The organism is Niastella vici (assembly GCF_002077945.1).
In the GTDB taxonomy this organism is placed as follows: domain Bacteria; phylum Bacteroidota; class Bacteroidia; order Chitinophagales; family Chitinophagaceae; genus Niastella; species Niastella vici.
Map to the genome: position 1 here is coordinate 169,847 of NZ_LVYD01000045.1, position 25,779 is coordinate 195,625.

The 25,779-nt window shown below is 44.3% G+C and carries 22 protein-coding genes; 12 read left to right on the forward strand and 10 right to left on the reverse strand.

The genetic code is table 11. The annotated features are described in order from the left end of the window. Window positions 1-88: 88 nt before the first annotated feature. A complete protein-coding gene (locus tag A3860_RS16035) occupies window positions 89-1,144 on the reverse strand; it encodes an NAD(P)/FAD-dependent oxidoreductase (protein WP_081147834.1) in 1,056 nt (351 codons plus the stop codon). Window positions 1,145-1,222: 78 nt separating this feature from the next. Beyond that, complete coding sequence (locus tag A3860_RS16040) at window positions 1,223-7,327, reverse strand: alpha-2-macroglobulin family protein (protein WP_081147736.1); 6,105 nt, start codon at window positions 7,325-7,327, stop codon at window positions 1,223-1,225. Between the two features lie 308 nt (window positions 7,328-7,635). Between A3860_RS16040 and A3860_RS16045 the strand changes: the two genes are divergently transcribed. Next, window positions 7,636-8,346, forward strand: a complete 711-nt coding sequence (locus A3860_RS16045) for a DUF4476 domain-containing protein (protein WP_081147737.1) — start codon at window positions 7,636-7,638, stop codon at window positions 8,344-8,346. Window positions 8,347-8,461: 115 nt separating this feature from the next. On the opposite strand, the gene sucD is transcribed toward A3860_RS16045, so the two are convergent. From sucD to A3860_RS16070, 5 genes are all read right to left on the reverse strand, one after another. Further along, window positions 8,462-9,334: a succinate--CoA ligase subunit alpha gene (sucD, locus tag A3860_RS16050; protein ID WP_081147738.1), complete on the reverse strand. Its 873-nt coding sequence runs from the start codon at window positions 9,332-9,334 to the stop codon at window positions 8,462-8,464. A 245-nt stretch (window positions 9,335-9,579) separates the two neighbouring features. Further along, on the reverse strand, window positions 9,580-10,389 hold the full coding sequence (locus tag A3860_RS16055) for an ABC transporter ATP-binding protein (protein WP_081147739.1): 810 nt from the start codon (window positions 10,387-10,389) through the stop codon (window positions 9,580-9,582). 148 nt (window positions 10,390-10,537) lie between these two features. Beyond that, complete coding sequence (locus A3860_RS16060) at window positions 10,538-11,278, reverse strand: MlaE family ABC transporter permease (protein WP_081147740.1); 741 nt, start codon at window positions 11,276-11,278, stop codon at window positions 10,538-10,540. Window positions 11,279-11,456: 178 nt separating this feature from the next. Next, window positions 11,457-13,778, reverse strand: coding sequence for an NADP-dependent malic enzyme (locus A3860_RS16065; RefSeq protein WP_081147741.1), 2,322 nt, complete (start codon window positions 13,776-13,778; stop codon window positions 11,457-11,459). A 357-nt stretch (window positions 13,779-14,135) separates the two neighbouring features. After that, window positions 14,136-14,318, reverse strand: a complete 183-nt coding sequence (locus A3860_RS16070; protein ID WP_081147742.1) for a hypothetical protein — start codon at window positions 14,316-14,318, stop codon at window positions 14,136-14,138. A gap of 150 nt (window positions 14,319-14,468) precedes the next feature. Between A3860_RS16070 and A3860_RS16075 the strand changes: the two genes are divergently transcribed. The 11 genes from A3860_RS16075 to A3860_RS16125 all read left to right on the forward strand — a co-directional run bounded on the left by A3860_RS16075 (window position 14,469) and on the right by A3860_RS16125 (window position 23,128). Beyond that, window positions 14,469-15,218, forward strand: a complete 750-nt coding sequence (locus A3860_RS16075) for a helix-turn-helix domain-containing protein (RefSeq protein WP_081147743.1) — start codon at window positions 14,469-14,471, stop codon at window positions 15,216-15,218. 29 nt (window positions 15,219-15,247) lie between these two features. Further along, the gene (locus tag A3860_RS16080) at window positions 15,248-16,408 is read left to right on the forward strand and encodes an FAD-dependent oxidoreductase (protein WP_081147744.1); all 1,161 of its coding nucleotides are present in this window, start codon (window positions 15,248-15,250) and stop codon (window positions 16,406-16,408) included. Window positions 16,409-16,429: 21 nt separating this feature from the next. Then, window positions 16,430-16,849, forward strand: coding sequence for a hypothetical protein (locus A3860_RS16085; RefSeq protein WP_081147745.1), 420 nt, complete (start codon window positions 16,430-16,432; stop codon window positions 16,847-16,849). Between the two features lie 167 nt (window positions 16,850-17,016). Beyond that, a complete protein-coding gene (locus A3860_RS16090; RefSeq protein ID WP_081147746.1) occupies window positions 17,017-17,850 on the forward strand; it encodes an ABC transporter ATP-binding protein in 834 nt (277 codons plus the stop codon). Between the two features lie 9 nt (window positions 17,851-17,859). Then, window positions 17,860-18,690 carry a hypothetical protein gene (locus A3860_RS16095; RefSeq protein WP_081147747.1) on the forward strand — a complete coding sequence of 277 codons (831 nt, stop codon included), beginning with the start codon at window positions 17,860-17,862 and terminating at the stop codon, window positions 18,688-18,690. 19 nt (window positions 18,691-18,709) lie between these two features. Next, entirely contained in the window at window positions 18,710-19,081 is a 372-nt protein-coding gene (locus A3860_RS16100) for a GntR family transcriptional regulator (protein ID WP_081147748.1), read from the forward strand. A gap of 15 nt (window positions 19,082-19,096) precedes the next feature. Continuing rightward, window positions 19,097-19,798, forward strand: coding sequence for a hypothetical protein (locus A3860_RS16105; protein ID WP_081147749.1), 702 nt, complete (start codon window positions 19,097-19,099; stop codon window positions 19,796-19,798). A 6-nt stretch (window positions 19,799-19,804) separates the two neighbouring features. After that, window positions 19,805-20,716 (forward strand): ABC transporter ATP-binding protein, encoded by a 912-nt coding sequence (locus tag A3860_RS16110; RefSeq protein WP_081147750.1) that lies wholly within the window; start codon window positions 19,805-19,807, stop codon window positions 20,714-20,716. A 1-nt stretch (window position 20,717) separates the two neighbouring features. Then, window positions 20,718-21,494, forward strand: a complete 777-nt coding sequence (locus A3860_RS16115; protein ID WP_158085273.1) for an ABC transporter permease — start codon at window positions 20,718-20,720, stop codon at window positions 21,492-21,494. Between the two features lie 80 nt (window positions 21,495-21,574). Further along, a complete protein-coding gene (locus tag A3860_RS16120) occupies window positions 21,575-21,769 on the forward strand; it encodes a hypothetical protein (RefSeq protein ID WP_081147752.1) in 195 nt (64 codons plus the stop codon). Between the two features lie 12 nt (window positions 21,770-21,781). Next, on the forward strand, window positions 21,782-23,128 hold the full coding sequence (locus A3860_RS16125) for a serine hydrolase domain-containing protein (protein WP_081147753.1): 1,347 nt from the start codon (window positions 21,782-21,784) through the stop codon (window positions 23,126-23,128). Between the two features lie 55 nt (window positions 23,129-23,183). On the opposite strand, the gene A3860_RS16130 is transcribed toward A3860_RS16125, so the two are convergent. The 3 genes from A3860_RS16130 to deoC all read right to left on the reverse strand — a co-directional run bounded on the left by A3860_RS16130 (window position 23,184) and on the right by deoC (window position 25,763). Continuing rightward, the gene (locus A3860_RS16130) at window positions 23,184-24,371 is read right to left on the reverse strand and encodes a M20 metallopeptidase family protein (protein WP_081147754.1); all 1,188 of its coding nucleotides are present in this window, start codon (window positions 24,369-24,371) and stop codon (window positions 23,184-23,186) included. 36 nt (window positions 24,372-24,407) lie between these two features. Continuing rightward, window positions 24,408-24,935, reverse strand: a complete 528-nt coding sequence (locus A3860_RS16135; RefSeq protein ID WP_245843552.1) for an SPOR domain-containing protein — start codon at window positions 24,933-24,935, stop codon at window positions 24,408-24,410. Between the two features lie 153 nt (window positions 24,936-25,088). Further along, window positions 25,089-25,763 (reverse strand): deoxyribose-phosphate aldolase, encoded by a 675-nt coding sequence (deoC, locus tag A3860_RS16140; RefSeq protein WP_081147755.1) that lies wholly within the window; start codon window positions 25,761-25,763, stop codon window positions 25,089-25,091. Between the last annotated feature and the right edge of the window lie 16 nt (window positions 25,764-25,779).

Genomic DNA, 25,779 nt, shown 5'->3' on the forward strand with positions numbered 1-25,779 from the left:
AAGTTGCCCGTCTTCTCCGCCGGCTGGCGGCTTCGGCCTTGCTTCGCTGAAGCTTCGCAAAGGCGCAACGAGCGATGCAAAATTATGGTTATTTCGATAATACCCGTTTAAATCGCTGAATGTCGACCTCGGGTGGCAGTGATGTTTGATGCTGAATATGTTGTACCAGTTGCGGTGCAAAAAAAGGCGCCAGTGAGCACCCTTTGGTGCCCATACCATTAAAAATTCCGATGGCAGGGTGTTGTGGGTGGAACCCGATAAATGGCCGCCGTTCAATGGTGGCGGGCCGTACGGCTGCTGTATGTTCCAGTAACCGGATGGGCGCTTTTATCCAGTGCTGCAGGGTGGCCATTGTTCGCTCGCGGAAGGCAGCTGTTGGCTGATCGCTGGTAAAATCCCATTCATAGGTTGACCCCACCCAAAATATGTTGTCGCGCCAGGGCACCCAGTTGATGCCTTTTTTAAAGATATTACCGGTTGGCATATCACCCGCTTCTACCAGCAATACCTCGCCTTTATTGGGCGCAAAGGGCAGGTTGGCAAACCAGGGACTATTAAACGAAGCAATGCCATCGCAAAAGATGATGCGTTGTGCGGTGATGTCTTTGTACTGTACTGAATTTGGTTGAACCTGTAATTGCGTACCATCGAATCTTTCTTCGAGCAATTGTTTACCCGATAGCAATAAACGGCGGTAGGCCGGCAATAAGGCGGGCAGGTTTACGAGGTAACAGGGCGTAATAGTGCCGTAACCGAAATCATAATTAAAGAATTGGTTCCAGGCGCCCGGTTCGTTGTGTATAGAAATGTATTGGGTATCCTCTTCATATCGTTTTTCATAGGCCAGTTTCATTTGCGGGGTAGGAAAAAAATCAATGATGTCTTTTTGTTCTATCGCAGTTACCTGTAACTGTTTACCCAGTTCGGAATATTGTTGCCAGGCAAATGGCATTACTTCATCGATGAGCCAGGTTTTTACAATTCGCCGGCCCGTTACGGGGTTTATAATGCCCGCCGCTACTTTGGAGGCTGTGCCTGGTTGGTTGTCGTCGATAACCAGAAAAGAATACCCTGCTTTTTGTAACTCCCGGCTCAGGAAGGTTCCGCAAATACCCTGTCCAATCAGTAAAAAGTCAACATGCATGCTGCAAAAATAGGTGAAATGCAAAAAGGGTGTCCCGGTTTTACCCAGAACACCCTTTTGTTATTCGTTGAAATATGACTACTCAACTTTTACGTGTACCCCTTCACTGTGGCTGGTGAACTCCGGTGCGTACATACATTGAATGGTGGTAACACCATTGCTGAATGTACCGGTGTGGGTAACGAACAAAGGATATTCAAATACCCAGGTGCCTTTGGGCAGCTGGCCAAAGAAGAAGTTGGTGCTTGCATCTTTGGTTGATTCATAATAACCCAGTCCGCCCTGCCATTTGAAGGTACTGAGCACATTCACCGGTTCCAGACAGGCTGCGCGCATATCTTTCATATGCACATACTCCATGTCGCGGTCAACACGCAGCTCAATACGCACTTTCACTTTATCGCCCACTTTAATGGCATCGCCTTCATTGATGGGCTGTAATACCGGTCCACGATCGGTATTCTTTTCTACAAATAACTTTTTCGTTAATTGCAAAGGGGTGGCCGCAGGAGTTATCTTATCGAGGTTCTCAAAATACTGCCAGTATACGGCGCCCCACGAAACGCTGGCATTGTTCTGGTTGCCAATAGAAGATACCGTTACTTTGATATTGCCCATCTCTGGTTTCACCTGCTTTTCATCGAACACTTTTTTGAAATAACCGGTACCTGCCTCTTGTTGCTGGTCTTTACTGCGAACTGCTGTGCTGCCAAGATCGATGGTGATATCGGGTGTGTTGGTGAGCAAATCGGTGCCCTGCAACAGCAATGCATAACAGGCATCGGCGGTTGCTTTGGTGGTTTTCCAGTTCTGTGTTTGCTTTTGTTTCAGTAACCATAATTTCATTTCATTCACCGCCGCGATGTCATTGGTAACTTCGGTAAAGGTCTCCATCAGCAGCGCCTGGGCTTCAATGGGCGACTGGTACCAGTAGTAACCGCCGGTAAATTCCTTCCAGTACATACCCATTTCTTCGTTGGTAAGTGAATTTTCCTTTATTGACTTAACAATATTGCGGGCGGTTTGTACATCGCCGGTGCGGAACAGCGACAACGCGATCATGCCCTGCATGTACCGGCTTTGTTTTACCCAGCTTTTTTGTGATTGGGTACGGTAATAATTATAAGCTTTGAACACGCCACCCGGTACGCCATATTCGGGGAAGAAGCTGCGCATGTACAGGTACTGGATGTGCAATGGACTTATGTATTCGTCAATGGGTACCTTTTTGTTGTACTTCAGCATGTTCTCATAATCTTCCTGCATGCGTGCATCGAGATAGGGGATGGCTTTTTTAATGATCTCATTTACCACATCATTCGATGGCAATGCTTTCAGTTTTTTCAAATGACCAATACCGGTGAGTATATATTGAGTGATATAGCGATCATCGGGGCCGCCTTTGAACCATACAAAACCACCGTTGCTGCTTTGCAGTTCCTGCAGTTTGGCGATCCATTTATTGAGCTCACCGCTCATGCGCACCATATCGAACAACAAGGCAATATTCTTTTTTTGCTGCGCTTCGTTTTTCGCTTCCAGTACCCAGGGCGTTTCCTGTAACAGCACCGATTTAAGCTCCTCATTTTTTTGCAGATTGCTCAGCAGGGCTGCGGTATCGGCAGTTTTCCAGCGCTCAAATATTTGTTTGATCTTAGGTGAAGCATTGGCGATGGTGCTGGCCAGCGCATTGGCATAATAGCGGTTAAACACCTGTTCGGCACAATCATAGGGATACTCCATAATGTATGGCAATGCTTGCACGGCATACCAGGCCGGGTTGGTGGTAAATTCAACCGTTAATGCATGATTGTTGAGGGTTTCGCTGCTATCGCTTTTTACCAGTTTGTCAAAAACAAAGTTTTTGGTGCCGTTACCACGAACCGATAAGGGCAGGCTTTCTGTTACCAGCATGCGGTTGCTTACTACCGGCAGCATGGCTTCTTCGCCATCGCTGGTATTATCTGCTTTGGCAACAAGGCGGTAGGTAACCGGCCGGTTATACTGGTAAGGAATTTCAATGCTAAAGCTTACGGGTACGCTTTGTTTGGCCGGAACCGTAAAATACTGGTTCGGGATCACATTGCGGAACCAACCGTCGACCGACTGGTTAGTGGTGGCATCGATCAGCAGCAATTGCACCTGACCGGTAATTTCCTTATCGGTGAGGTTGGCAATTTTACCGCTGAAGTTCATGCGGTCGCCTTCACGTAAAAAACGCGGCGCATTGGGTTGCACCATCAGGTCTTTTTGCGTAACGATGGTTTTTTCATTGTAACCGAAAGAAAGGTCTTTGGTATGGGCAAGGCTCATCCATTTCCATTGCGTTACTGCTTCGGGCATGGTAAAGGAGAATTCAATGTTACCATTGGCATCGGTATGCAGGTCGGGGAAGAAGAAGGCGGTTTCGTTGAAGTTCTTACGAACCTGAACAGCTGCTTCGGTAGCATTGGGTTTTATTTCTTCCGGCTTTTCATTTTTGGCTGCATTAAAGTTAAAGAAACCACTCATATCTTCTTTCTTTGCACTATCATATACAAGTTTTGTTTCCGCAATCATAGCTGGGGCAGGAACAGCGCCAGAAGCAGCCATTTCTTTCTTGGCCTTCGAGCGCATTCCGATGCCACCCGCCCAGCCGTTACTCAAATTCATTATATTTTCGTTCAAAATGCCCAGTTCATCATAGATCTTTGAAAGTGATACGTATTCATAGATCTCATACGCTTTTTCCTGCGACTGTACGGTGCTGAAGCAGTTATCACCCGACCATTTTTCTGCCGGGGAAAAATAGGTCAGCAGGGAGGGTACATCCCATTGGTGTGGCTTAAATTGATCGAGCGAAGCATCGTACATGGCAGTTAGCATTTCTGCTGCCACTTTATCGCCTTTATAGCCGCTGATCTTCACTTTCCATTTTTCTTCACTGCCGGGCAGGGTTTTATCGCGGAAAGTTTCATAGGAAATAGTGAGTTCTTTATTGGTATACGGAACCAGGAACGTTTGTTCTTCTGTATACAGGCGGTTATGTTTTACAAAGGAGACAGTTACCCCAAAGCCGCCACGGTCTTTTTCAGTTACCGGTATTTCAAAAGAACGGCTGTTCTTATTCAGGTTGAAAAAGGTTTTGTCGCTGGTGCTGTCCTTTTTATTCACTTCGTGAATAATGAATGCATCATCAACGGTAGTGCTTACCTGGTATACGGCTTTATCGCCCGGTTCCAACGTGGTATGGCCGCTTTCAATGCCACCGGTTGCGAGCGGACTAACGATCGCCTGGTTATACAGTTGAACATAGCGTACATCTTTCACCTCTTCTCCATACTTGTCTTTGGTTACTGCTTCAATAACATACCAGCCTGCGGTCAATGGTGAATGGTCAATGGTGAATGGTTTGCCGCTTGACGTAGTATCTGTTTTTTCCGCAACCTTTTGCTCTTTGTCCCATTTTTTTGGATCATTCTCGTCCTTATATACATCATAGGGGAATAAGCTGTAGAACTCATTTTGCGACAATACAAATGTATCGGGTTGAAGCCACAGGCGTTCCCTGAACAGGCGGCCGGGCATTTTCAGTTTGTGAACCGAAACGGTGACCGACGTTTTTTCAAACAGATCGTTCAGGTTAGTGCTTGAAATAGTGATCCTGTTCAGGCTGTCGGTATGTAGTTTTTCAGGTACATTGAGGTTAAGCTTCAATGCCTGGTAAGCCACTGCCACCTGGGTGTTGCCGCTTCTGGTTTCACCGGCTATATCGGTAACATCGGCCGAAACTTCATAGTAGAAGGTGGGCTGATCTTTTTTGTTGATCGAATTATCGGGCAGCGCTTTAAAGGAGATCTTAAATTCTCCTTTAGCGTCGGTAGTAGCTTCGCCATGCGCAATTTCTGCTTCTTCACGGCCATAGGGCGGCCAAATCATTTTACGGTAGCCGCCATAGAACCACATAGGCATAATGGTTTTACGCACCACGCGGTATTTTACTTTGGCGCCGTCGATGCTGTTGCCGGCATAGGCTTTGGCAACACCACTAACAGCAATGGTTTCGTTTAACCGGTAAGTGCCGGTGGGTTTGTTGAGCTCGACCAGGAATTTAGGGCGTTTGTATTCTTCTACCGAAAAATAGATGTTGCCTCGTCCGGTAACATCCATCATGGAAAACTGTCCGTTCAACAGGTTGGTGGGCAACGTAAGTTTGCCTGAGTAAGCCCCAAATTCATTGGTGGTAACCTTGAGGGTATCAACCGGCTGGCCATTGGGATCGCTTACGACTACACTGGTTGAAAAATTGGGAACAATGGACGATTCATGTGTTTTATTATTCCTGTTTACCATAATGCCCTTGAAGTAAACGGTTTGTCCGGGCCGGTAAATAGACCTGTCGGTGAACAGGAAGGAGATCTGCTCCACATTTTCCGAATGTTCTTCCCCGTATCCGTAATAAGAATAATTATTTAAATGATCGTCCATGAATAACCGGTCATCGCCGCTTGTTATTTCAAGCCTGATATCGCGGTCATTTTTGGAGTCTGGAATACTAATTTTAACATACCCGTTCTGGTTGGTAACGCTGTTTTGCCCTTTGCTGTTGGTATACTTGCGTTTGTTATAATCATAGGAGCTGTACCATACCTGTACCTGGGCATTGGGCAGGGGCTGGCCTGTTTCGCGATTCAAAATAAAGTACTCCTTTTCTTTATTTATAAAGGCAATGTTCGAAACATAGAAGTATTGTACTGCCAGTATATTATTGCTGAGCTGATATTTATCATCAATACTGGCAACTAATGCGTATTCACCAATGGGTAATGCATCGACTTTTATTTCTGTTGCATGTTTCTGATAATCTTTGGTATCGGGCAAGGCCTGGTCAAAGGTTTTAATGGCTGGTAATTTTATTAATTTTTTCCAGTACTCATCGTCCCAGGTGTAAGTACCAAGGCTTTCCCTGAGTTTGGCATCCATTTTTACCACCCGAAAATGCAGTTGGGTAAAATTACGCCAGGTAACAAGCGTGCGAAAAGGCTGACCAGGTATATTTACTTTTTCACTTTGCAGGTTCAGTTCCCGGTGTTTGATCTCATTAATAAGGTTGGCACAGTTCGTTTTACCTTCACTGCTGTCTTTTTGGGCCGTCACCTTTTCACAAATGCCCATTGCCTTTAAATACTCGTCGCGGTTGGTTTCGCCTTTCAGCGCATCGTATTTCTGCGCCTGGGTAACATGCCATTGCGCCAGTAAATACCAGGCTTGTGTGGCGGGCGCTATTAATCCGTTTTTGTTGCCGATTTGTTCCAGTGCTTTTACATACAACGCATCTTTGTTTTCCATAGTGGCGTTGTAGTATACATACTGCAAGCGCTCAATATCCACATCGAGGGCTGCATCGGGCCGGGCATCAGCGATGTGGGCCGCCAGTAAACGTTGATACAGTTGCAGGGCTTTGAATTGCAGTGAAAGGCTGTCGGTGGTGGTAAAATGATGGCCCATGAACTGAGTGGCTGCTGCAAAAGCCATGTCATCATTTATTTCAAAAGCATCTACCGGTTTTTTGATATTGCGTTCATTGTTTTTGAAATATTCCAGTGCCCGGTGAGCCAGCAGGTCGAACAGGGTAGGGCGCAAATAGCGCACATTACCTTTTATAATGATGGGGTCAAACGGTTCGAGCTTTGTTTGCAGTAATTGTTTTTCATTGCTGATAGAAGCCAGGTACAATTCACTGATCTTTTTATGAAAATCATCGGTGCTCCAGGTGGCCAGATCCTCTTTTTTGAAATTAACGGTTTGGCTGCGGTTGTATAACTGGTAGCGGTGTTGTTGGAACCATTGCAGGTACTTCTGGGCTGTGATGCTTTGTAATACAGCGCGCACAGGTTCTTTTGAAGCGGTGATCTCCGTTTCGAGTTGAAGAATATTTTTTTTGACAGCATCTTCCTCTTTCAGCTGTTGTAATTCTGCCCGGTAAAGCAATGCCTTAATAAGCTGGGCATCATTGCCTTCTTTTTTAGCCTGTGAATAAATAGCATTCACCGCAGTGAGGGCCGATTCGGTGAGGCCGCTCTTTTGAATCAGACTGTCAATCTGTTTCCATTCTTTCTCGTACGTTTTCATCTTTTGCTGGGCGTTGGTAAGTAATGCTAATAAGGTTGCACAAACTACTGATAAAATTCTCTTAATATTCATTCCGCCTGGTTTTAATACAAGTTAGTGAATTGGAGGTTTGAAGCCTTATGACTTATTGCCTCCCTATTCCGATGCAAGATGGGAATAAATTGCATACTTCAATATGTTAAAGTAACAATTTGCCACCGGTGATGCATGGGGGTAAACGATACAATCGTGTTTTGATTGTCAAACGCAATGCCATGGTTTATATATGGTAATATTAAATATGAGTAGTTGTATTTCCCGTTAATGCAACGTAAATACCCGGATTTCGTTCTATATATACATCAAAGCAATGAACCCTATCCTCAGGAAAAACATCCAGTATGACAAAAACGTGTATCCCGATCCTTTTGATGCTACTTGCCTTTACCTTGCCCGTACGTGCGGGTTTTAATGACGGTATTTTAAGTATTACCAATTTAAGCCGTCAGAATGTATTGATTGAAATTGATGGCCGTGAATTTCCTTATTGCAACAATGCCCTGGTGCTTCGTGATTTTACACCCGGCTATCACCAGGTAAAAGTGTATACTGAAAAAATATTTCCCCGCAAGCGGATAACTCTTTTCGAAAAGAACGTGTATGTGCGACCGAAATATTATGTTGATTTGATCATTAACCGGTTTGGCCGGGTATTGATCGATGAACAGGAGATCACCGATAACCGGTTCGATGAAGATGGCCGGGAAAACAACAGGGATGAACATCATTCCGAAAAGCCGGGGCCCTCTACTATTATTCCCAGGCCAATAACTGACAACACTTTTGCTTCTTTCATTGAGACCATCAGAAAGGAAAATTTCGACGATAGCCGTATGGCCATTGCCCGTTCGGGTATTGATCAGTACTTCTTTACTTCGGCGCAGGCCAAACAGCTGATCTCGCTGTTGTCGTTTGAAAACAGCAAGCTGGAGTTAGCCAAATACTTGTATGGCCGAACAACAGACCCGAAGAATTACTTTATTGTTTACAGTGTGTTCACCTTCAGCAAAACCAAATTGGAGCTGGCGGAGTACATAAAAAATTACAGATAGCGCCTTTTGACCCTTTGGCTACGCTCAGGGGCAATAAAAAACCTTGCAGGCTTTGTAAGGCTGTAACAGCCAGGCAAAACCTGCAAGGTGATTGTATGTAATAATAGCGTGTTGCTTATTTCTTGATGATCTTGGCCATTGTTGCGCCGATATCAGCAGGGCTCGATACTACGTGAATACCGCATTCCTGCATGATCTTCATTTTGGCAGCAGCTGTATCATCGGCCCCGCCAACGATAGCACCAGCGTGACCCATACGGCGTCCCGGAGGAGCTGTTTGACCGGCAATAAAACCAACTACGGGTTTTTTACCGTTCTCTTTATACCAGCGGGCTGCTTCAGCTTCCATACCACCACCAATTTCACCGATCATTACCACACCGTCAGTTTCGGGATCGTTCATGAACATTTCCAGAGCTTCGCGGGTAGTAGTACCAATGATGGGGTCGCCACCAATACCTACTGCTGTAGAAACACCCAGTCCGGCTTTGGCAACCTGGTCGCTGGCTTCGTAGGTAAGTGTACCTGATTTTGATACGATACCAATCTTTCCTTTTTTGAATACAAAGCCTGGCATAATACCTACTTTACATTCACCGGCGGTAATAACACCAGGGCAGTTAGGCCCAATAAGGCGGGTTTTAGTGCCTTGCAGGTATAATTTGGCTTTCACCATATCCTGCACGGGAATACCTTCGGTGATACACACTACCAGTTCAATGCCGGCATTGGCAGCTTCCATAATAGCATCGGATGCAAAAGCCGGTGGTACAAATATGATCGACACATTGGCCCCGGTTTCCTTTACTGCTTCCGCTACGGTATTAAATACCGGCCTGTCCAAATGCAATGTGCCTCCTTTGTTTGGTGTAACGCCACCTACTACATTGGTACCATATTCTATCATTTGGGTAGCATGAAAGGTACCTTCTGTACCGGTAAAGCCCTGCACCAGGATCTTTGATTGTTTGTTTACTAAAATACTCATCAGCGGAATTTTAATACCCGACATTTATCGGGTGTGCAAAAATAGGGGATAATGGCCAATGTGCCAATGTGCTAATGCGCCGATTTGCTATTGAGCGGGGGAAAGTTCCGGGAACGTTTGCGGAGGGCCAATGGGCAACAGGGATGGCAGGAAATAGCCGGTTTGGGCTGAATAGCGGGCCTGGCGTACAAGTGTGCGACGCAACAGGCGCTTTATAGATAATTTATAGCCGGGCCCCCGTATTACTATTTAATTAACTTATCCATATCCCGGTTCTCATCGATCTTACCGGTTTGCTCCAACATACGCATATCCTTGGCGTCTTTAAGGAACTCGGAGGCAAAAATGAATTCGTTCAAGCGCTCATTCTTGTTAAAAATGATCTCTTTGTTGCTGCCTTCCCATTCTTTTTTGCCCTGGAACATGAAGATGATATGATCGCCGATCTCCATTACGCTGTTCATATCGTGGGTATTCACCACGGTGGTGATGTTGTATTCGAGTGTGATCTCTTTAACCAGTTTATCGATAACCAGTGAGGTTTGCGGATCGAGGCCCGAGTTGGGCTCATCTACAAAAAGGTATTTAGGGTTTAACACGATGGCCCGGGCAATACCCACCCTTTTTTTCATACCTCCACTGAGCTCGGCAGGAAATTTTTTGTTAACGTCTTTCAGGTTTACGCGATCAAGCACCTCGTTCACGCGTTTGAGCTTGGTGGCATAACTGTCACGGGTAAACATGTTCAGCGGGAACATGATGTTTTGCTCAACCGTTAAGCTATCGAACAACGCCGAACCCTGAAACAGCATCCCGATCTGCTGGCGGATCTCTTTTCTTTCCTCGTCGTTCAGCTTGTTGAAGTCTTTATCGTTGTAGCAGATCTCGCCTTCATCGGGTACCAGCAAACCCACCATGCATTTCATAAAAACCGTTTTACCACTACCACTTGCGCCGATAATGAGGTTACATTTACCCGGATGCATGGTAACGCTTACACCGTTTAAAACAGTTTTCTCGCCAAATCCTTTCCTTATGTTTTTTACTTCGATCATGGTTTATGAATTCATGCTACGGATCCCTGTCCTCACACTACGGGTAACCGGGTACATTAACAGCTATAACTTATTAAAGTTGTATTAGTTCTACTTTTATTGACCGTTTTTTCGCCTTATTCGCTGCCGCAAACAGGGTGTTTAACCATTAGTGCAACAATAAAGCGGCCAGCACATAATCGGCGCCCAAAATACTCACACAACTTACCACCACGGCCTTGGTGCTCGACCGGCCAATTTCCAGCGCGCCGCCTTCTACATGATAACCGTAATAGGCGGGAATGCTGGAAATGATGAATGAAAAGGTATAGGCTTTTACCAGGGCGAAGAACACATTATATGGCTGAAAGTATTGCAGCAACCCTGTTTCATATTGGGCGGGCGACAAAATACCTGCGGTAGTAGATGCCAGTTGTCCGCCATAAATGCCCAATGCGGCGGAAACTACCACCAGCAGGGGTATCACGATAAGGGCAGCCAGTATTTTGGGTAGAACCAGGTAGGCTTTGGTGTTAATACCCATAATTTCCAGGGCATCTATTTGTTCGCTCACCCGCATATTGCCCAGTTCACTGGCTATTTTACTGCCTACCACGCCGGCCAGTACAATACACACCAGGGTAGGGGCAAACTCCAGGATAACAGTATCCCGAACAATTTGTGCCACGGTACTCATTGGAATTACAGGGCTAACCAGCTGATAAGCTGTTTGTAAGGCAGATACAGCCCCCATGAATGCGGAAATGATAACCACTATACCTAATGAACCGATACCTATTTCATTGCATTGGTGCATGAGCTCTTTCCAATACATTTTCCAGTTTTCAGGTTTCGAAAACATTCCTTTAATCATCAACAGGTAACGGCCAAACTCTGTAAATAAAGTCATGAGATTTAAGCAATAGTGTAAAAATACAGCTTAACGGTGAAAAACAAGAGTTTATGATACAAGGTTTAAAAGTAGGGGTAGAAAAATTAAGGTTGAAGGATGAAAGTCGAAAACAGCGCCTTCAACTTTCTACCTTCAACCTTCCCCCCTCTGCCAGCTGGCGGAGGGTTGTGGAACCTTATTTCTTCTTCCACCAGGCCGGCTTTTTAGCCGATTCCTGGTTTGAATTCTCGCATTTTAACTGGGCGTCAATAACGGCAATAAGCGCCATGTTGGTGATGCTGCGTACCGAGCTTCCCAGTTGCAACACATGCACTGGTTTTTTCAATCCCAGCAAAATAGGACCTACTGCATCGGCGCCACCAATTTCTTTCATCAGGTTGTAGGCAATATTACCTGCGGCCAGGTTGGGGAAAATGAGGGTATTCACTTCCTGGTCAACCAGCTCGCTGAACGGATAATTATCGCGCAGGATCTCCTGGTTAAAGGCGATGTTGGGCTGCATTTCACCATCTATGATAATAGTGGGGTCTTTTTGTTTTACGATGTCTTTTGCCTGGGCTACTAACCGCGCTTCGGGCGTATCGCTGCTGCCGAAATTGGAGTAGCTCAGCATGGCGATGCGGGGCATCAGGTTAAAGCTGCGCACTTCTTTGGCGGCCAGCAATGTGATATCGGCCAATTCTTCAGCCGTGGGGTTTAAGTTCACGGTAGTATCGGCCAGGAACAACGGACCTCTTTTGGTAAGCAGCATATACATACCGGCGATCTTTTTTACACCTTCTTCCATCCCGATCACCTGCAGTGCCGGGCGAATGGCATCGGCATAGTTGCGGGTTAAACCTGAGATCACCGCATCGGCGTCGCCATTTTCCACCATCATGCAACCGAAATAGGTACGGTCTTTCATCATTTTGGTGGCTTCATACTGGTTCACCCCTTTGCGTTGGCGTTTTTTGAAGAAGAGTTCGCCGTATTGTTTGCGCTTTTCTTCATACTCATCATTACGCGGGTCAATGATTGGCATATCATCGATGTCGATGCTGTTATCCAATGCCATCTGCCTGATCGCCTTCTCATCACCTAACAAAATGGGATAAGCGATGCGCTCATCATAAGCGATCTGGGCCGATTTTAATATTTTAATGTTGTCAGCCTCTGCAAACACCAGGCGTTTGGGATTGCGGCGGGCTTTGGCGCCCAGTACGCGCATTAACTGGTTGTCGAGGCCAAGACGTTTATCAAGCTCAATGGCATATGTTTCCCAGTTGGTGATCATCTTTTGCGCAACACCACTTTCAATAGCGGCTTTGGCAACAGCTGGTGCAACGGTGCTCAATAACCGGGGATCGAGTGGTTTGGGAATAATATAGGCCGGGCCAAATGACAGATTTTTTTCGTTGTAAGCGATGTTCACGATATCGGGAACGGGGCTTTTGGCCAGTTCGGCCAGGGCTTTAACCGCGGCCAGTTTCATAGCTTCGTTGATCTGTGTGGCGCGTACATCAAGGGCGCCGCGGAAGATGAATGGGAAGCCCAGTACGTTATTCACCTGGTTGGGATAATCGCTTCGGCCGGTACCCATGATCACATCTTTACGGGCGGCAACAGCATTTTCGTAAGTGATCTCAGGGTCGGGGTTGGCCATGGCCAGCACGATGGGGTTTTTGGCCATGCTTTTAACCATTTCCTGTGATAGTACATTGCCTTTGCTGAGACCGATGAACACATCGCAACCTTCGAGCGATTGTTCAAGCGTTAAGTTCTTTCCTTTGGAAATAAATTCTTTTTTCAGCACATCGAGGTCGGTGCGGCTTTCGTGAATAAGGCCTTTACTATCGAATACGAGAATATTTTCACGCACAGCGCCGAGTGCTTCGTATAATTTTATACAGGCAATGGCGGCGGCGCCGGCGCCATTCACCACGAATTTGGCTTTTTCGATCTTCTTCTTTTGTAATTCCAGGGCGTTCAGCAGGGCGGCGGCACTGATGATGGCGGTACCGTGCTGGTCGTCGTGCATCACCGGAATTTTCATTTGCTTTTTCAGCTCCTGTTCAATGTAAAAGCATTCGGGGGCTTTTATATCTTCGAGGTTAATGCCGCCGAAAGTGGGTTCCAGGGCTTTAACAATCTGAACAAATTTCTCGGGGTCTTTTTCATTGATCTCGATATCGAACACATCGATGTCGGCAAATATTTTGAATAATACCCCTTTACCTTCCATTACGGGTTTACCGGCTTCGGGGCCAATGTCGCCCAAACCCAGTACAGCGGTACCGTTACTGATAACGGCAACCAGGTTTCCTTTGGCGGTATATTTATAAACAGATTCGGGGTTGGCATGAATTTCAAGACAGGGCTCAGCTACGCCGGGTGAGTAGGCAAGCGAGAGGTCACGTTGGGTCTTTGCTTCTTTAGTTGGGATCACTTCAATTTTGCCAGGACGGCCCTTGGCGTGGTACTCTAATGCGGATTCCTTACGCAGTTCTTTTTTCATCAAGTTATTATTTAGGTTTCTCCAGGTCGCGGCGTGTGCCGGGACGGTTGTTTCCATGAAAAAGTTATTGCATTGTTTATCAATGAGTAAACTTTAGCATGGGGCAATTCATAGTGAGTTTTTACAAAAACAATTGGCGCGCAATTTACGGGAAAACGGGTTAAGGAAATTGCTGCAGGGTTGAAGGGTAATATATGAGATAAATCTGTTAAATATGGTTTTCAGGCGGCGTGTTGCTTGTTTTTAGGTTTAAGCGCAAAGATTGGGGACTTATTTATGGATTTTGCAGGCAGATTTGGAACAGAAGGTTGCTAAAACTGGTTTTATTTAAACGATAAAAATGTCAATTGACCCTTATTAAAAGAACAACTCATTTTTGAACCTTTTGGCAAGCAGACCTGTAGCTTTGCCAGGATCAATATCTGGGAAACAGATGATGGCTGCTTCTTGTAACGCTGCTTTTTTCGATAGTTGTTCAATAGACGCCAAACCATCGGCAATAGATGCTGGAAATGTAGGCGATGCCAGTGCGATTTTCATTGTGCTAAGTTAACATCTCAAAAAGTTTACGGGGAGAATTTTTATACAGAACCAGTCGTTTCAACAATCGCAAAACTTATTAGAAATATTATGCTGATGTTTTGAATATGTAACCAACTATTTTTGACATACAAATACAATTCACCGTCAATGTCACTGATCGTTCAAGCAGTAAAACCATCGCCATCGCATTCCTTTTTTGTGGATAGTTTCTGGATGCTGCACAATGCATCGGCCGATGATAAAAAGGTGATTGTATTGCCCGATGGTAAAATCGACCTGTTCTTCTCCCGTTCGGCCACTGAGCCTTTTCATGTTACATTAATGGGACTGGGCACGCAACCTGAACAGGCTACCATAGTGGCACAAACGGTGATCTTTGCAGTCAGTTTTAATTTGCCGGCTACAGAATATATACTACATCAGCCTGTTGCCCATTTAACTAATAATGTAACGGTACTGCCTGCTGATTTTTGGGATTTTTGCGCTGCCGATCTGAATGAGTTTGATAGCTTCTGTAAAAAAGCTGCTCAAAAGATACATACCTTGTTACCCACAGAGATAGATAGCAGAAAACAGCTGCTTTTTGAATCATTATATGCCGCAAACGGAGCCATTACCGTAAAATCGCTTTCCGAAAAAGTGTTTTGGAGCAGCCGCCAAATGAACCGGTATTTTAACCAGCAATACGGCATATCCTTAAAAGCGTATTGTGATATCCTTCGCTTCCGGGCTTCGTTTCACCACATCAGCGAGGGTAAGTTGTTTCCCGAACAAAACTTTGCCGATCAATCGCATTTTATCAAAGCCGTTAAGAAGTTAGCTGGCGTTTCGCCCAGGGAGCTTAGCCGCAATCAAAACGACCGATTTGTACAATTTTCAACCTTGCCACCGAAATAGTTTTGCACTATTAAACTAAATCTGGGGTTATGTTAATAAAGGATAAGAAGATTGCCATTGTAGGTGGCGGTCCGGGCGGACTTACGCTTGCCCGCCTGTTACAACTCAAAGGCGCCAACGTGCAGGTATTTGAACGGGATGCCGACAAATATGCAAGACAACAGGGCGCTACATTAGATCTGCATGATGAGTCGGGTTTGAAAGCTGTTGAAAGGGCGGAGTTGATAGAGCAATTCAAACAGAACTACCGGCCTGGCGCAGAAACATTGCGGGTGGTCAATGAAGAAGGTGCGCTTTTCCTGGATGAGCATGCACAGCCAAAGGATATCGGTTTTGGAAATGAATACTTCAGACCCGAAATAGACAGAGGCCCGTTGCGTGATATTTTTATAGATTCATTGCAGCCTGGCACCATCTTGTGGGATCACCAGTTTATTTCAATGGAATCGAAAAACGGAGGATGGTTGCTTACTTTCAAAAATGAAAAAAGCGTTTATGCCGATATCGTGATCGCCGCCGACGGAGCCAATTCAAAGATCAGGCCTTACATAAGTAATAGCAGGCCGGTGTATTCAGGCATCATGATGGTGGAAGGCAATATTTACCATGCTGAAAAGAATGCACCTGCACTGCATGCCCTGGTAAAGGGAGGAAAAGTGTTTGCATTGGGAAAAGACAAGTCGATCATCTTAAGCGCAAAAGGCGACGGCTGCCTGTCATTTTGCACAGGTTGTTGGGAACAGGAAGGCTGGATCAATGAATGTGGCATCGACTTCAACAACAGAGCATCCGTTTTTGTCTGGTTCAAACAACGGTTTGCTGATTGGAGTATGCTTTGGCATGAACTGTTTGCAACCGATGAAATATACTTTGTACCGCGACCTATGTATCATTATCCGCCCGGTCAACACTGGGAAGCATTAAGTAATGTAACCATGCTGGGCGATGCGGCGCACCGCATGCCGCCCTATGCAGGGGAGGGCGTTAACATGGCCATGCTCGATGCCCTTGAGTTAAGTGAATGCTTTACAAACGGCAAATATCCCGATCTGAAAACGGCCATAGCGAATTTTGAAAAGCAAATGTGCCAACGGGCAGGCGAAATAACCACCATTACGCTAAATCAAATGCAAGCTTTGCATTCGCCCGGGGCTATAAAGCATTTGCTGAATATATTTCAGGGGATGTAAAAAATCCAGGATCTTCATAAGATGAAAAAATCAACAATTGTTGTAGCTGTTCTTGGCGCTTTTCTGGTGGTTACTTTGATAGTTGGGTATATTATTGTTTACAGTAAGGGAGAAGATTCTTACAACCTGATCAGAAGCATAGGGCCGATCAGCAAAGTAGAAATTACCTATGGGGGAGCTCAGGGGGAAATGATAACCATTTCAGATCGTGCAATACTCGACAGCCTGAATGTAACTCTGGATAATCTTGGTAACTCCATAAGAGTCAATATTGCAAAAGCTAATGATGTTTATGCTTTTATAGTCGTCTATAAAAGAGGCAAAAGCGGAAGCATGGAAGTGGTTCATTCCCAATATACTGGGTGGGTACTGATAGTTGGCAATTATAAGTTTAAAAATGATTATGTTTTTGGATTGGTACAAAGGTATTTACCGAAGTAATAAAGTAGAAAATAAAAAGGGCCGGCTTATATTATGTAAGCCGGCTTTTGCAATTTAAACGGCTAACCCTCCCCGCTCATCACATTTTTTCACCCCTTAATTTGGAAATCCGGAAAAAGCCTGTATGTTTGTGTGTACTATTAAACTAGTACACTAAAACGCCAAACATGATACAGATCCAAAACCTTCATTTTGGGTATCGGAAGAAAAAGATATTTACAGGGCTCAGTCTACAATTGGAAGCCGGTCATATTTATGGCTTGTTGGGCAAGAACGGAACGGGCAAATCGACCTTGTTGAAGAATATGGCCGGGTTGTTGTTTCCGAAGCAGGGAACCGTTAATGTGCTTGGGTTTACCCCCGGTAAACGGCAGCCTGCTTTTCTGCAGGACATATTTATGGTGCCCGAAGAATTCCATTTGCCCGATGTGCCAATTGAATACCTGGTGAAATACCATGCCCCTTTTTACCCCAAGTTCAACGAAGACCAGTTTAACCGGTATATCACCGAGTTTGATATTCCCCGCTCAACCACCTTGCAAAAAATGAGCTATGGCCAAAAAAAGAAAGTGCTGATCAGTTTTGGCCTGGCCTGCAATACTTCGGTATTGCTGATGGATGAACCTACCAACGGCCTCGATATCATGAGCAAAAGCCAGTTCCGCAAAGTGATTGCCGGTGGCCTCGATGAAAACAAATGCATTGTCATAAGTACGCACCAGGTGAAGGACCTCGAAAGCCTCATTGACCGGGTAACCATTATTGATGAAGGCCGCATATTGTTCGATCAAACGGTTGATAACATTACCCGCAGGTTATCGTTCCACATCTCTTTCGACAGTGATGAAATAAAACAGGCTTTGTATCGCGAACCTTCTTTGCGCGGAAGCGCTGTTATTACCCGTAATACCCAGGGTGATGAAAGCAAAATGGACCTAGAGTTACTGTACAAGGCCATTGTTCTAAATGGCAATGCCATTCAATCTGTTTTTAACGCTTAAACTATTGCTATGAATTCTGTTTTTTATTTGAAACGTTGGTCATTATATATCAGCAAACACTGGAATGAGAATAAAAAAAAGTACCTGCTTTCATTAGGCGCTATTGGTGGTTTATTGATACTGTGGTATTCATTTCTGATGATGGTTAATGGCGATCACCCGATATCGGGAGAGATTCAGGTTATTACCTATTATGTGGGCTTGTTTTTAACCGGCTGTTTGTATGCCAGTTTAATATTTAGTGACTTGTCAGATGGTCCGAAAGGCATTCAATATTTATTATTACCCGCCTCTATACTGGAGAAATTATTAACGGCTTTATTATTTGGGGTCATCTTATATTTTATTTGCTATACCGTAATTTATTACGTCGTTGATTTTCCTATGGTCCAATTGTCGAACAGTATACTCAAAACAGTTGCGGAACAGGAAAATAAAACGCCATATCCTGCAGAGAAAGTAGCTAATGTGTTTGTTTCCTGGAAAGATGGCGATAATATCTTTATTTACTTCCTGCTCGCTTATTTTGCTGCTCAATCTATTTTCCTCCTGGGTTCAGTATATTTTGTCCGGTTCCAGTATATAAAGACCCTCGTTTCGGGACTGGTTGTGTTTTTGATCCTGGTTTTCTTTGTACATAAGGTGTTGGGCTTGTTTATGCCACAAGGTGGCTTTTTTCAGCCATTTACCGCTTACCGGGTATTTGATGAAACAAAAGGATCGTTAAGTATAAAGCTACCCGAATGGTTGAGTTCAATGCTGATTTTTTTGATCAAGTATTCCCTGGCTCCTTATTTATGGGTAGTTACTTATTTCAGGCTGAAAGAAAAAGAAGTTTAACGCTTAAATTAAAAAAGATATGCAATTCCGTGAATCGCAAGCTATATACTTACAAATTGCGGACTATGTGTGCGAGAAGATCTTGCTAAAGGAATGGAAAGTTGAAGAGCGTATCCCCTCTGTACGGGAACTGGCGGTGCAGTTAGAAGTGAATCCCAATACTGTAATGCGCACCTATGATTTTCTTCAACAACAGGAAATTATTCATAACCAGCGGGGCATTGGTTATTTCGTGTCTCAAGCTGCAATAAAGAATGCACAAACTTACCGCAAGAATGATTTCGTGGAGAAAGACCTGCCCCAGGTTTTCCGCACCATGTTCTTATTGGGTATGGAACCGGATGAGCTAAAGCCCCGGTTTGAAAAATTTAAAAAACAACATTTTGCGTGACATAATAAATCAGTTATGAAAACAAGCAATAAATTATTACTGGGAATTTTTTCGATCATCATCCTACTCACAACAATTGTTCAGTTGATGGTATATGCAAAGTATAAACGGGGTGAATATGTGACCTTTAACCGGGATGATTATTATGACCATGTCAAAATAAATGTGCCGCCAACAAAATTTGTGTCCTTAATTGCGCTGGGTAGTTGTGACCTCATAAATTCTGATACACCGAGAATTGAAATGCGGGAAGGCAGAAGCGGCACCTTATCCTATAAGGTGGTGAATGATACATTGATAATAAATGGCGATAGCACTTTAACAAATAATGCCATGGCAGGAGGGACGCGGAACCGTCAGAATGTTAAATTATATCTGCCGGTTTCAGTACAGATACAAACAGCTTTCTGCAATGTTTATGCAAAGGGCGCCCTTGATTCTGCACATGCGCCATCTTATACTGTTACTTTGACAAAGAACTCTTCATTCGGTATTAGCTGGGCTGATAATAAGACTACTTATTTTAATCAATTGCTTATAAATGGCGGGTTCGCAAATATTGATCTCGACGACCATGCGATTATAAATGATCTTAACCTTTCAATGGCTCATTCCAGTCTCGATAGCAAAAATGCCCTGGTGAAAAAAATGACGCTGAATTATGATGATAATTCTACCATCGCCCTTTCGGGCAGGAACCTTAAAGCTTTAAAGTAGTCCATTATGCAATCATCAATTATTGAAACCCGGCAACTGAACTTTGCTTTTCAAACCGGTCAAAAGATCCTGGATGATCTGAACCTGCAGGTACCAGGTGGCAGCATATATGGATTTTTAGGTCCCAACGGAGCGGGTAAAACCACCACCTTGCGGTTGCTCCTGGGATTAATAAAAAAGCAGCAGGGTGATATAACCCTGTTTGGCAAGCCTTTTCAGGCAAACCGCATCGGCATATTGCGCCGCATAGGTTCCCTGATTGAACAACCTTCTCTTTATCTGCATTTGACCGGAAAAGAGAACCTGGAAGTTTTCAGAATAACGTACCAGGTCAATAAAAGTCGTATCGATGAAGTGCTGCAATTAGTACAGTTGCAACATGCCGCCAATAAAAAAGTTAAAAGCTATTCGCTGGGTATGAAGCAACGGCTGGCCATTGCCATTGCTTTATTGCACGACCCTGAAGTGCTGATCCTCGATGAACCTACCAATGGGTTAGACCCCAACGGTATCATTGAAACAAGGGAACTGATCAGGAAACTAAACCGCGAATTCGGAAAAACAATTCTGGTGTCGAGTCACCTGTTGGCCGAAGTGGAAAAAATGGCTACGCATGTAGCCATCATTAACAAAGGAAAGTTATTGTTTCAGGGAAGCCTGCAGCAATTGCAAAACCTGAAATCAAAACAATCGGCTATTGAAATTGAAGTAAATGATGCCGTAAAAGCGCAACAGGTATTACAGGAACAATTTGCGGTAAAGCAGGTAAATGGCACCAGGCTGTTGTTGAATTATGAAAGCAGGGAACAATCGGCATTGTTGAACAAATTACTGGTGCAACAGGGGGTGGATGTATACCAACTGGCTGTTACCCAAAACGACCTGGAAAATTTATTTATTCAAATTACTGCCCAATAATATGGTTGCTTCATTTATACTTAATACAAAGGCCGAATTTTTAAAAAGCAGGCGTACGGCTGCGTTTTGGTTAACAGTTGTTGGCGCTGCCTTTGTTCCCATAGTAAGTTCTATAAGGTTGCTGGCGCGCCCCGATCATTTTATACCAGTGTTTAAAAAAGACCCCTGGCTGCGGATCATTAATGATGACTGGCAGGCCGGTTCCTTTTTTCTGTTACCAATGTTTGTAATACTGGTAACCAGTTTGGTAGTGCAGATAGAATATAAGAATAACACCTGGAAACAGGTATATGCTTCGCCCCGGAGTATGGCCGACATCTTTATGTCGCGGTTTATTGTTATTCATACGCTGATCCTTCTTGCATTTATCCTGTTTAACGCATTCATTATTGTAACGGCCTGTGCGGTAAACCTGTTTCAAAAAGGATATTACTTTTTTGATAATCCGGTTCCCTGGAAAACATTATTTGCATTAACAGCAAAACTTTATTTTTCTGTACTGGCCATTACCTCTATTCAATATTGGTTAAGCCTGCGTTTCCGGAATTTTATTATTCCGGTTGGTATTGGGTTAGCGCTGCTGATAACAGGCTTTATGATCCATCAGTGGGAGCAATTGTATTATTATCCGTACATGTACCCTGCGATATTTTTTGTGCCCGATTTTCAGAAAAAGGCAGGCTTTATTTATAACGCACAGGTATTTGATCTCATCTGGTTTGCAGGGGTACTGCTGATTGCATTTTGGGATATGGCTACCCGGAAAGAGAAAGGGTGAACAGATCATTATAAAGTTGTACCACTTTAATCCTCCCTTAAGCTTTGAGATAAGAATATTAACGCCTTAAATTAATTTATATGCAACACCTGCTGCTTGCATTAGCTATCATTTTGCTGACAATCGTTGCAGGCACCCGCAACCCGGATGCTGAAACCCGCAAACGTTCAGTAGTCATTCAAAAGGAAAAGCAGGAAGAAAAGAAGACAGTTCCTTCTTTTCCCGTTGACCGGATCTTTGTTTTTTCGTCCCGGTTCGATATGATCGTTAATTAATAAAACTGATCAATGAAAAAAGTATTATTCCTTTTCCTGCTGAACCTTTCCTGTTTCTGTTTAATGATGGCTCAGGATGAAGTGAGGCAAATAGACAGCCTTGTATCCAGAAGTTTTGATAATGCTGAGTTTAACGGAAGCATACTGATTGCGAAAGGTGGAAAAGTATTGTTTTCCAAAGGATATGGGTATTGCCATGCCGAACAAAAGATACCGAACGACGAGCATACCATTTTTAATATAGCTTCCATTACCAAAACATTTACAGCAGCAATCATTCTGAAGCTACAGCAGCAGGGGAAATTGTCAGTTTCAGATGCGCTCAATAAATATTATCCGGGTTATCCCAATGGAGAAAAGATCACTATCCATCAGTTATTAACCCAAACAGCCGGCATTCCTGATTATTTGCAGGATAAAAAATTTCAATCTATTGATCAGTCAAAACCGCAGACCCTCGAGCAAATGATCGCCTTTTTCAAAGATAAACCGCTCGACTTTGAACCGGGTAGTGCTTTTCGCTACAGCAATTCGGGCTATACCTTACTGGGATACATCATAGAAAAACTGACCGGTATGTTTTATGGGGCGGCCCTTGAAACCATTATTTTTAAACCGCTGCACATGGACCATACCAGCTATGGCCCTCCTCAAAGCAATGATTTACGGAAGGCCACTGGCTATATGATGTATTATAAGAATTTTCAACGCGCTTCTTTCGCAGTGCATCCATCTGTTTCGTATGCAACCGGAGCTATTTACAGTACAGTGAATGACCTGTACATCTGGCATAAAGCATTGCAGGGAAAAAAGTTCCTTTCTGAAAGTTCATTGTCTGCCGCTTATAAAAGGGATAAAGGCAGATATGGCTATGGCTGGTTCGTTGATTCTTTGTACGGTAAACTGCGTGTATCTCATGATGGAAACATTCCCGGTTATAAATCAAATATCAACCGTTTTCCACAAGATGATATTTGCGTTATCGCATTGAGCAATGCCAATAATAATTCGGTGGGTGCTATTGTCAGGAATGCGGTGAACGTTCTTTATCATCAACCATTAGACAAACCTTTTGCTGAATTGCCCGTCATACAAATGCCCATGTCTGATAAAGCAGCCTATACAGGAATTTACAAGTGGCGTAAAGAAGACAGCGATCAGGTAACTGTGTTCCTAAAAGACAGCAGTTTGTTCATGACCATTGGCAGCAATGCTGCCATTGAAATACAACCGGTGTTCAAAGATGTTTTTAAATCAGGAAAAGCAAGGTTCGAGTTCCATCGTAACAACGAGGGAAGCATTAAGGAGATCTGGTTGTTTAATAAAGGAGAGTTAGCGCAGGTGACAAAAATTGAGTAAAATAAAATTACCGGTATATGGCATAAGGATATACATACTGCCGGTAATTCCTGTATTAAAACTCCGTACTGCCGCCCAGCCAGGCCATCATGCCCATGCCGGTTTCAATAGCGCTTTCATCGATGTTGAATGTTGGCGTATGTACGCCCGAAGTAATTCCTTTGGCTACATTCATTACACCCAGCCGGTAAAAACAGCCCGGTATATGATTGGTATAATAACCAAAATCTTCAGCGCCCATACGTACTTCGGTCGTTTCTACTTTTTCTTTACCCATGTATTGTTCAGCCAGTGAGCGGGCAATGCCATTCAGTTTTTCGTTATTGTATACAGTAGGATACCCTACGTCGATGTGCAGGTCAATTTCAGCACCCATACTATGAACCAGTTCGGTTGCCTGTTTGCGGATGAGCTCATGCGCTTTAAAACGCCATTCTTCATCCAGTGCGCGGAAGGTGCCCATCAGTTTAACTTCGCTGGGGATAACATTGGTGGTATGTCCGCCCTGGATAGAACAGATCGATAACACCGACGGCGACAATGGATTGCGGTTGCGGCTGATGATCTGTTGCAGGCTAACTATAAGATGTGAAGCAATGAGAATGGTATCAACCGTTAAATGCGGAGCAGCGGCATGACCGCCTTTCCCTTTGATGGTTATATAAATTTCATCGGCGCTGGCCATTACCTGGCCGCCGCGAAAACTCAGTTTGCCAATCTCCAGTTGTGGATGCACATGCAAGCCGTAAATGGCCTGTGGTTTGGGATTCTCCAACACGCCTTCTTTAATGAGTATGCTGGCGCCACCGGGATTTCTTTCTTCTCCGGGTTGAAAGATCAATTTTACGGTTCCTTCCCATTCTTCTTTAAGCTCCTGTAAAATTTTGGCGGCACCTAACAGGCAGGTGGTATGAACATCATGACCGCAGGCATGCATGATGCCTGCATTTTTTGATTTATAAGGAACGTCGTTTTGCTCGGTAATGGGGAGGGCATCCATATCGGCCCGCAGAGCAACCACTTTTTTATCGGGGTTTTTTCCTTTTATTAAACCCACCACACCGGTTTGGGCCATTACAGAATAGGGGACACCAAACTCAGTTAATTTATGTTGAACGAAACGGGAAGTTTCAAATTCCTGGTAGCTCAGTTCAGGATGTGCATGTAAATGATGGCGAATATCAATAAACTCAGCCGCGTAAGTTTTTGCCAGGTTTTGGATCTTCTTTTGTAAAGTGCTCATAGCCACAAAGATAGTCGGAAAGCCGTAAAAACCCAGCTACAACGATCCCGACTTATCAGGATTCACCTCTATTACATCACGAACAATGTAAACCCCGGTAGGGAAAAAACGCTGGATGTCGGTGATATACGGTTCGGCTTCCTCACGGGTTTTGAAATCGCCTACTTTTAATTTTATATAGGGCGACTGATACATGAGGTATGCCTTTAACTCGGGAAACTCCTGGTATATTTTGGCTTTTGCACTGTTGGCTTTGTTGCGGTCGTTGGTGCTTAACACCAGTATCCTGAAGCCCGGTACCCGGCTGCGGGCATCGCGGGTGGTAAATTCGTTGATCTGGATCTGCTTTTTCACCAGCATATCGATGCGGGGATCTTTATGTACGACTATAGAATTGCTGTCTGTTTGGGCAAACAATACGTGGGACAGGATCAATAAGGTACAAGTGATAATGTATTTCATGCGAATATTTAATATTTTTAAAAAGGCCGCATGGAACTCGCCGTAAAAATTTCCATCGCAATTGATAGTATTTTGCGCTACAATTTTAATGGCTCGTTTCATCTGATCTATATTTTTAAAAGTCACATAAAATTGAGCTGGTAATGGCTTAGATTATTGATTTTATGCAGCTTCTACAGAATAATAAGCAAAATCTTCGCCAAAGATAGTTCAGGAAGATGCGAGATGCAAGGCCCGGGGATCAGTCTATAATTTTTAATAACCCGAAGTGCCATTCATACCACTACCGGTTACAATAGCTACCCCGGAACTGGTGCCCAGCCGGTTGGCCCCGGCCTGAATATATTGTTGGGCCGCCTCAAAAGTGCGAATGCCCCCCGAAGCCTTTATTTTTATCTCAGCCGGCAGGTGAGTGCGCATCAGACGTACTGCCTCAATTGTGGCCCCTTTTTCGGCGTAGCCGGTAGAGGTTTTCATAAAATCAACCCCCACCTTTGCATATATTTCACAACATTTTACTATTTCTTCATCGGTGAGTATCCCGCTTTCGATGATCACTTTTACCAGCCGGTTCTGCGCATGTGCCGCCTCAACGATCTGCTCCATTTCCAGCTCCAGGTATTGCCAGGCTTTGCTGCGGAGGGCTATCAGGTTGATCACTACATCCAGTTCATCGGCGCCATCCTGAATGGCCTGCTGTGCCTCATCGAGCTTTGCCCGGGCAACAGAATAGCCAAAAGGAAACCCAATTACAGTAGCCGTTTTAACGGCGCTGTTGGCTAAAATGGAACGGGCATTCTTTACCAGCGGTGGCGGCACACAAACTGCATAAAAATTATATTGAAGGGCTTCTTCGCATAATTTTTTTAATTCATGTATGGTAGTTGCGGGTTTTAGCAAGGTATGATCGATATAATGCGCGATGTTCATGGAGCTTATTGACCGG

Coding starts and splice junctions, on each gene's coding strand:
- A3860_RS16035 (WP_081147834.1), bottom strand. CDS start 1,144: ATGCATGTTGACTTTTTACTGATTGGACAGGGTATTTGCGGAACCTTC.
- A3860_RS16040 (WP_081147736.1), bottom strand. CDS start 7,327: ATGAATATTAAGAGAATTTTATCAGTAGTTTGTGCAACCTTATTAGCA.
- A3860_RS16045 (WP_081147737.1), top strand. CDS start 7,636: ATGACAAAAACGTGTATCCCGATCCTTTTGATGCTACTTGCCTTTACC.
- sucD (WP_081147738.1), bottom strand. CDS start 9,334: ATGAGTATTTTAGTAAACAAACAATCAAAGATCCTGGTGCAGGGCTTT.
- A3860_RS16055 (WP_081147739.1), bottom strand. CDS start 10,389: ATGATCGAAGTAAAAAACATAAGGAAAGGATTTGGCGAGAAAACTGTT.
- A3860_RS16060 (WP_081147740.1), bottom strand. CDS start 11,278: ATGACTTTATTTACAGAGTTTGGCCGTTACCTGTTGATGATTAAAGGA.
- A3860_RS16065 (WP_081147741.1), bottom strand. CDS start 13,778: ATGAAAAAAGAACTGCGTAAGGAATCCGCATTAGAGTACCACGCCAAG.
- A3860_RS16070 (WP_081147742.1), bottom strand. CDS start 14,318: ATGAAAATCGCACTGGCATCGCCTACATTTCCAGCATCTATTGCCGAT.
- A3860_RS16075 (WP_081147743.1), top strand. CDS start 14,469: ATGTCACTGATCGTTCAAGCAGTAAAACCATCGCCATCGCATTCCTTT.
- A3860_RS16080 (WP_081147744.1), top strand. CDS start 15,248: ATGTTAATAAAGGATAAGAAGATTGCCATTGTAGGTGGCGGTCCGGGC.
- A3860_RS16085 (WP_081147745.1), top strand. CDS start 16,430: ATGAAAAAATCAACAATTGTTGTAGCTGTTCTTGGCGCTTTTCTGGTG.
- A3860_RS16090 (WP_081147746.1), top strand. CDS start 17,017: ATGATACAGATCCAAAACCTTCATTTTGGGTATCGGAAGAAAAAGATA.
- A3860_RS16095 (WP_081147747.1), top strand. CDS start 17,860: ATGAATTCTGTTTTTTATTTGAAACGTTGGTCATTATATATCAGCAAA.
- A3860_RS16100 (WP_081147748.1), top strand. CDS start 18,710: ATGCAATTCCGTGAATCGCAAGCTATATACTTACAAATTGCGGACTAT.
- A3860_RS16105 (WP_081147749.1), top strand. CDS start 19,097: ATGAAAACAAGCAATAAATTATTACTGGGAATTTTTTCGATCATCATC.
- A3860_RS16110 (WP_081147750.1), top strand. CDS start 19,805: ATGCAATCATCAATTATTGAAACCCGGCAACTGAACTTTGCTTTTCAA.
- A3860_RS16115 (WP_158085273.1), top strand. CDS start 20,718: ATGGTTGCTTCATTTATACTTAATACAAAGGCCGAATTTTTAAAAAGC.
- A3860_RS16120 (WP_081147752.1), top strand. CDS start 21,575: ATGCAACACCTGCTGCTTGCATTAGCTATCATTTTGCTGACAATCGTT.
- A3860_RS16125 (WP_081147753.1), top strand. CDS start 21,782: ATGAAAAAAGTATTATTCCTTTTCCTGCTGAACCTTTCCTGTTTCTGT.
- A3860_RS16130 (WP_081147754.1), bottom strand. CDS start 24,371: ATGAGCACTTTACAAAAGAAGATCCAAAACCTGGCAAAAACTTACGCG.
- A3860_RS16135 (WP_245843552.1), bottom strand. CDS start 24,935: ATGAAACGAGCCATTAAAATTGTAGCGCAAAATACTATCAATTGCGAT.
- deoC (WP_081147755.1), bottom strand. CDS start 25,763: ATGAACATCGCGCATTATATCGATCATACCTTGCTAAAACCCGCAACT.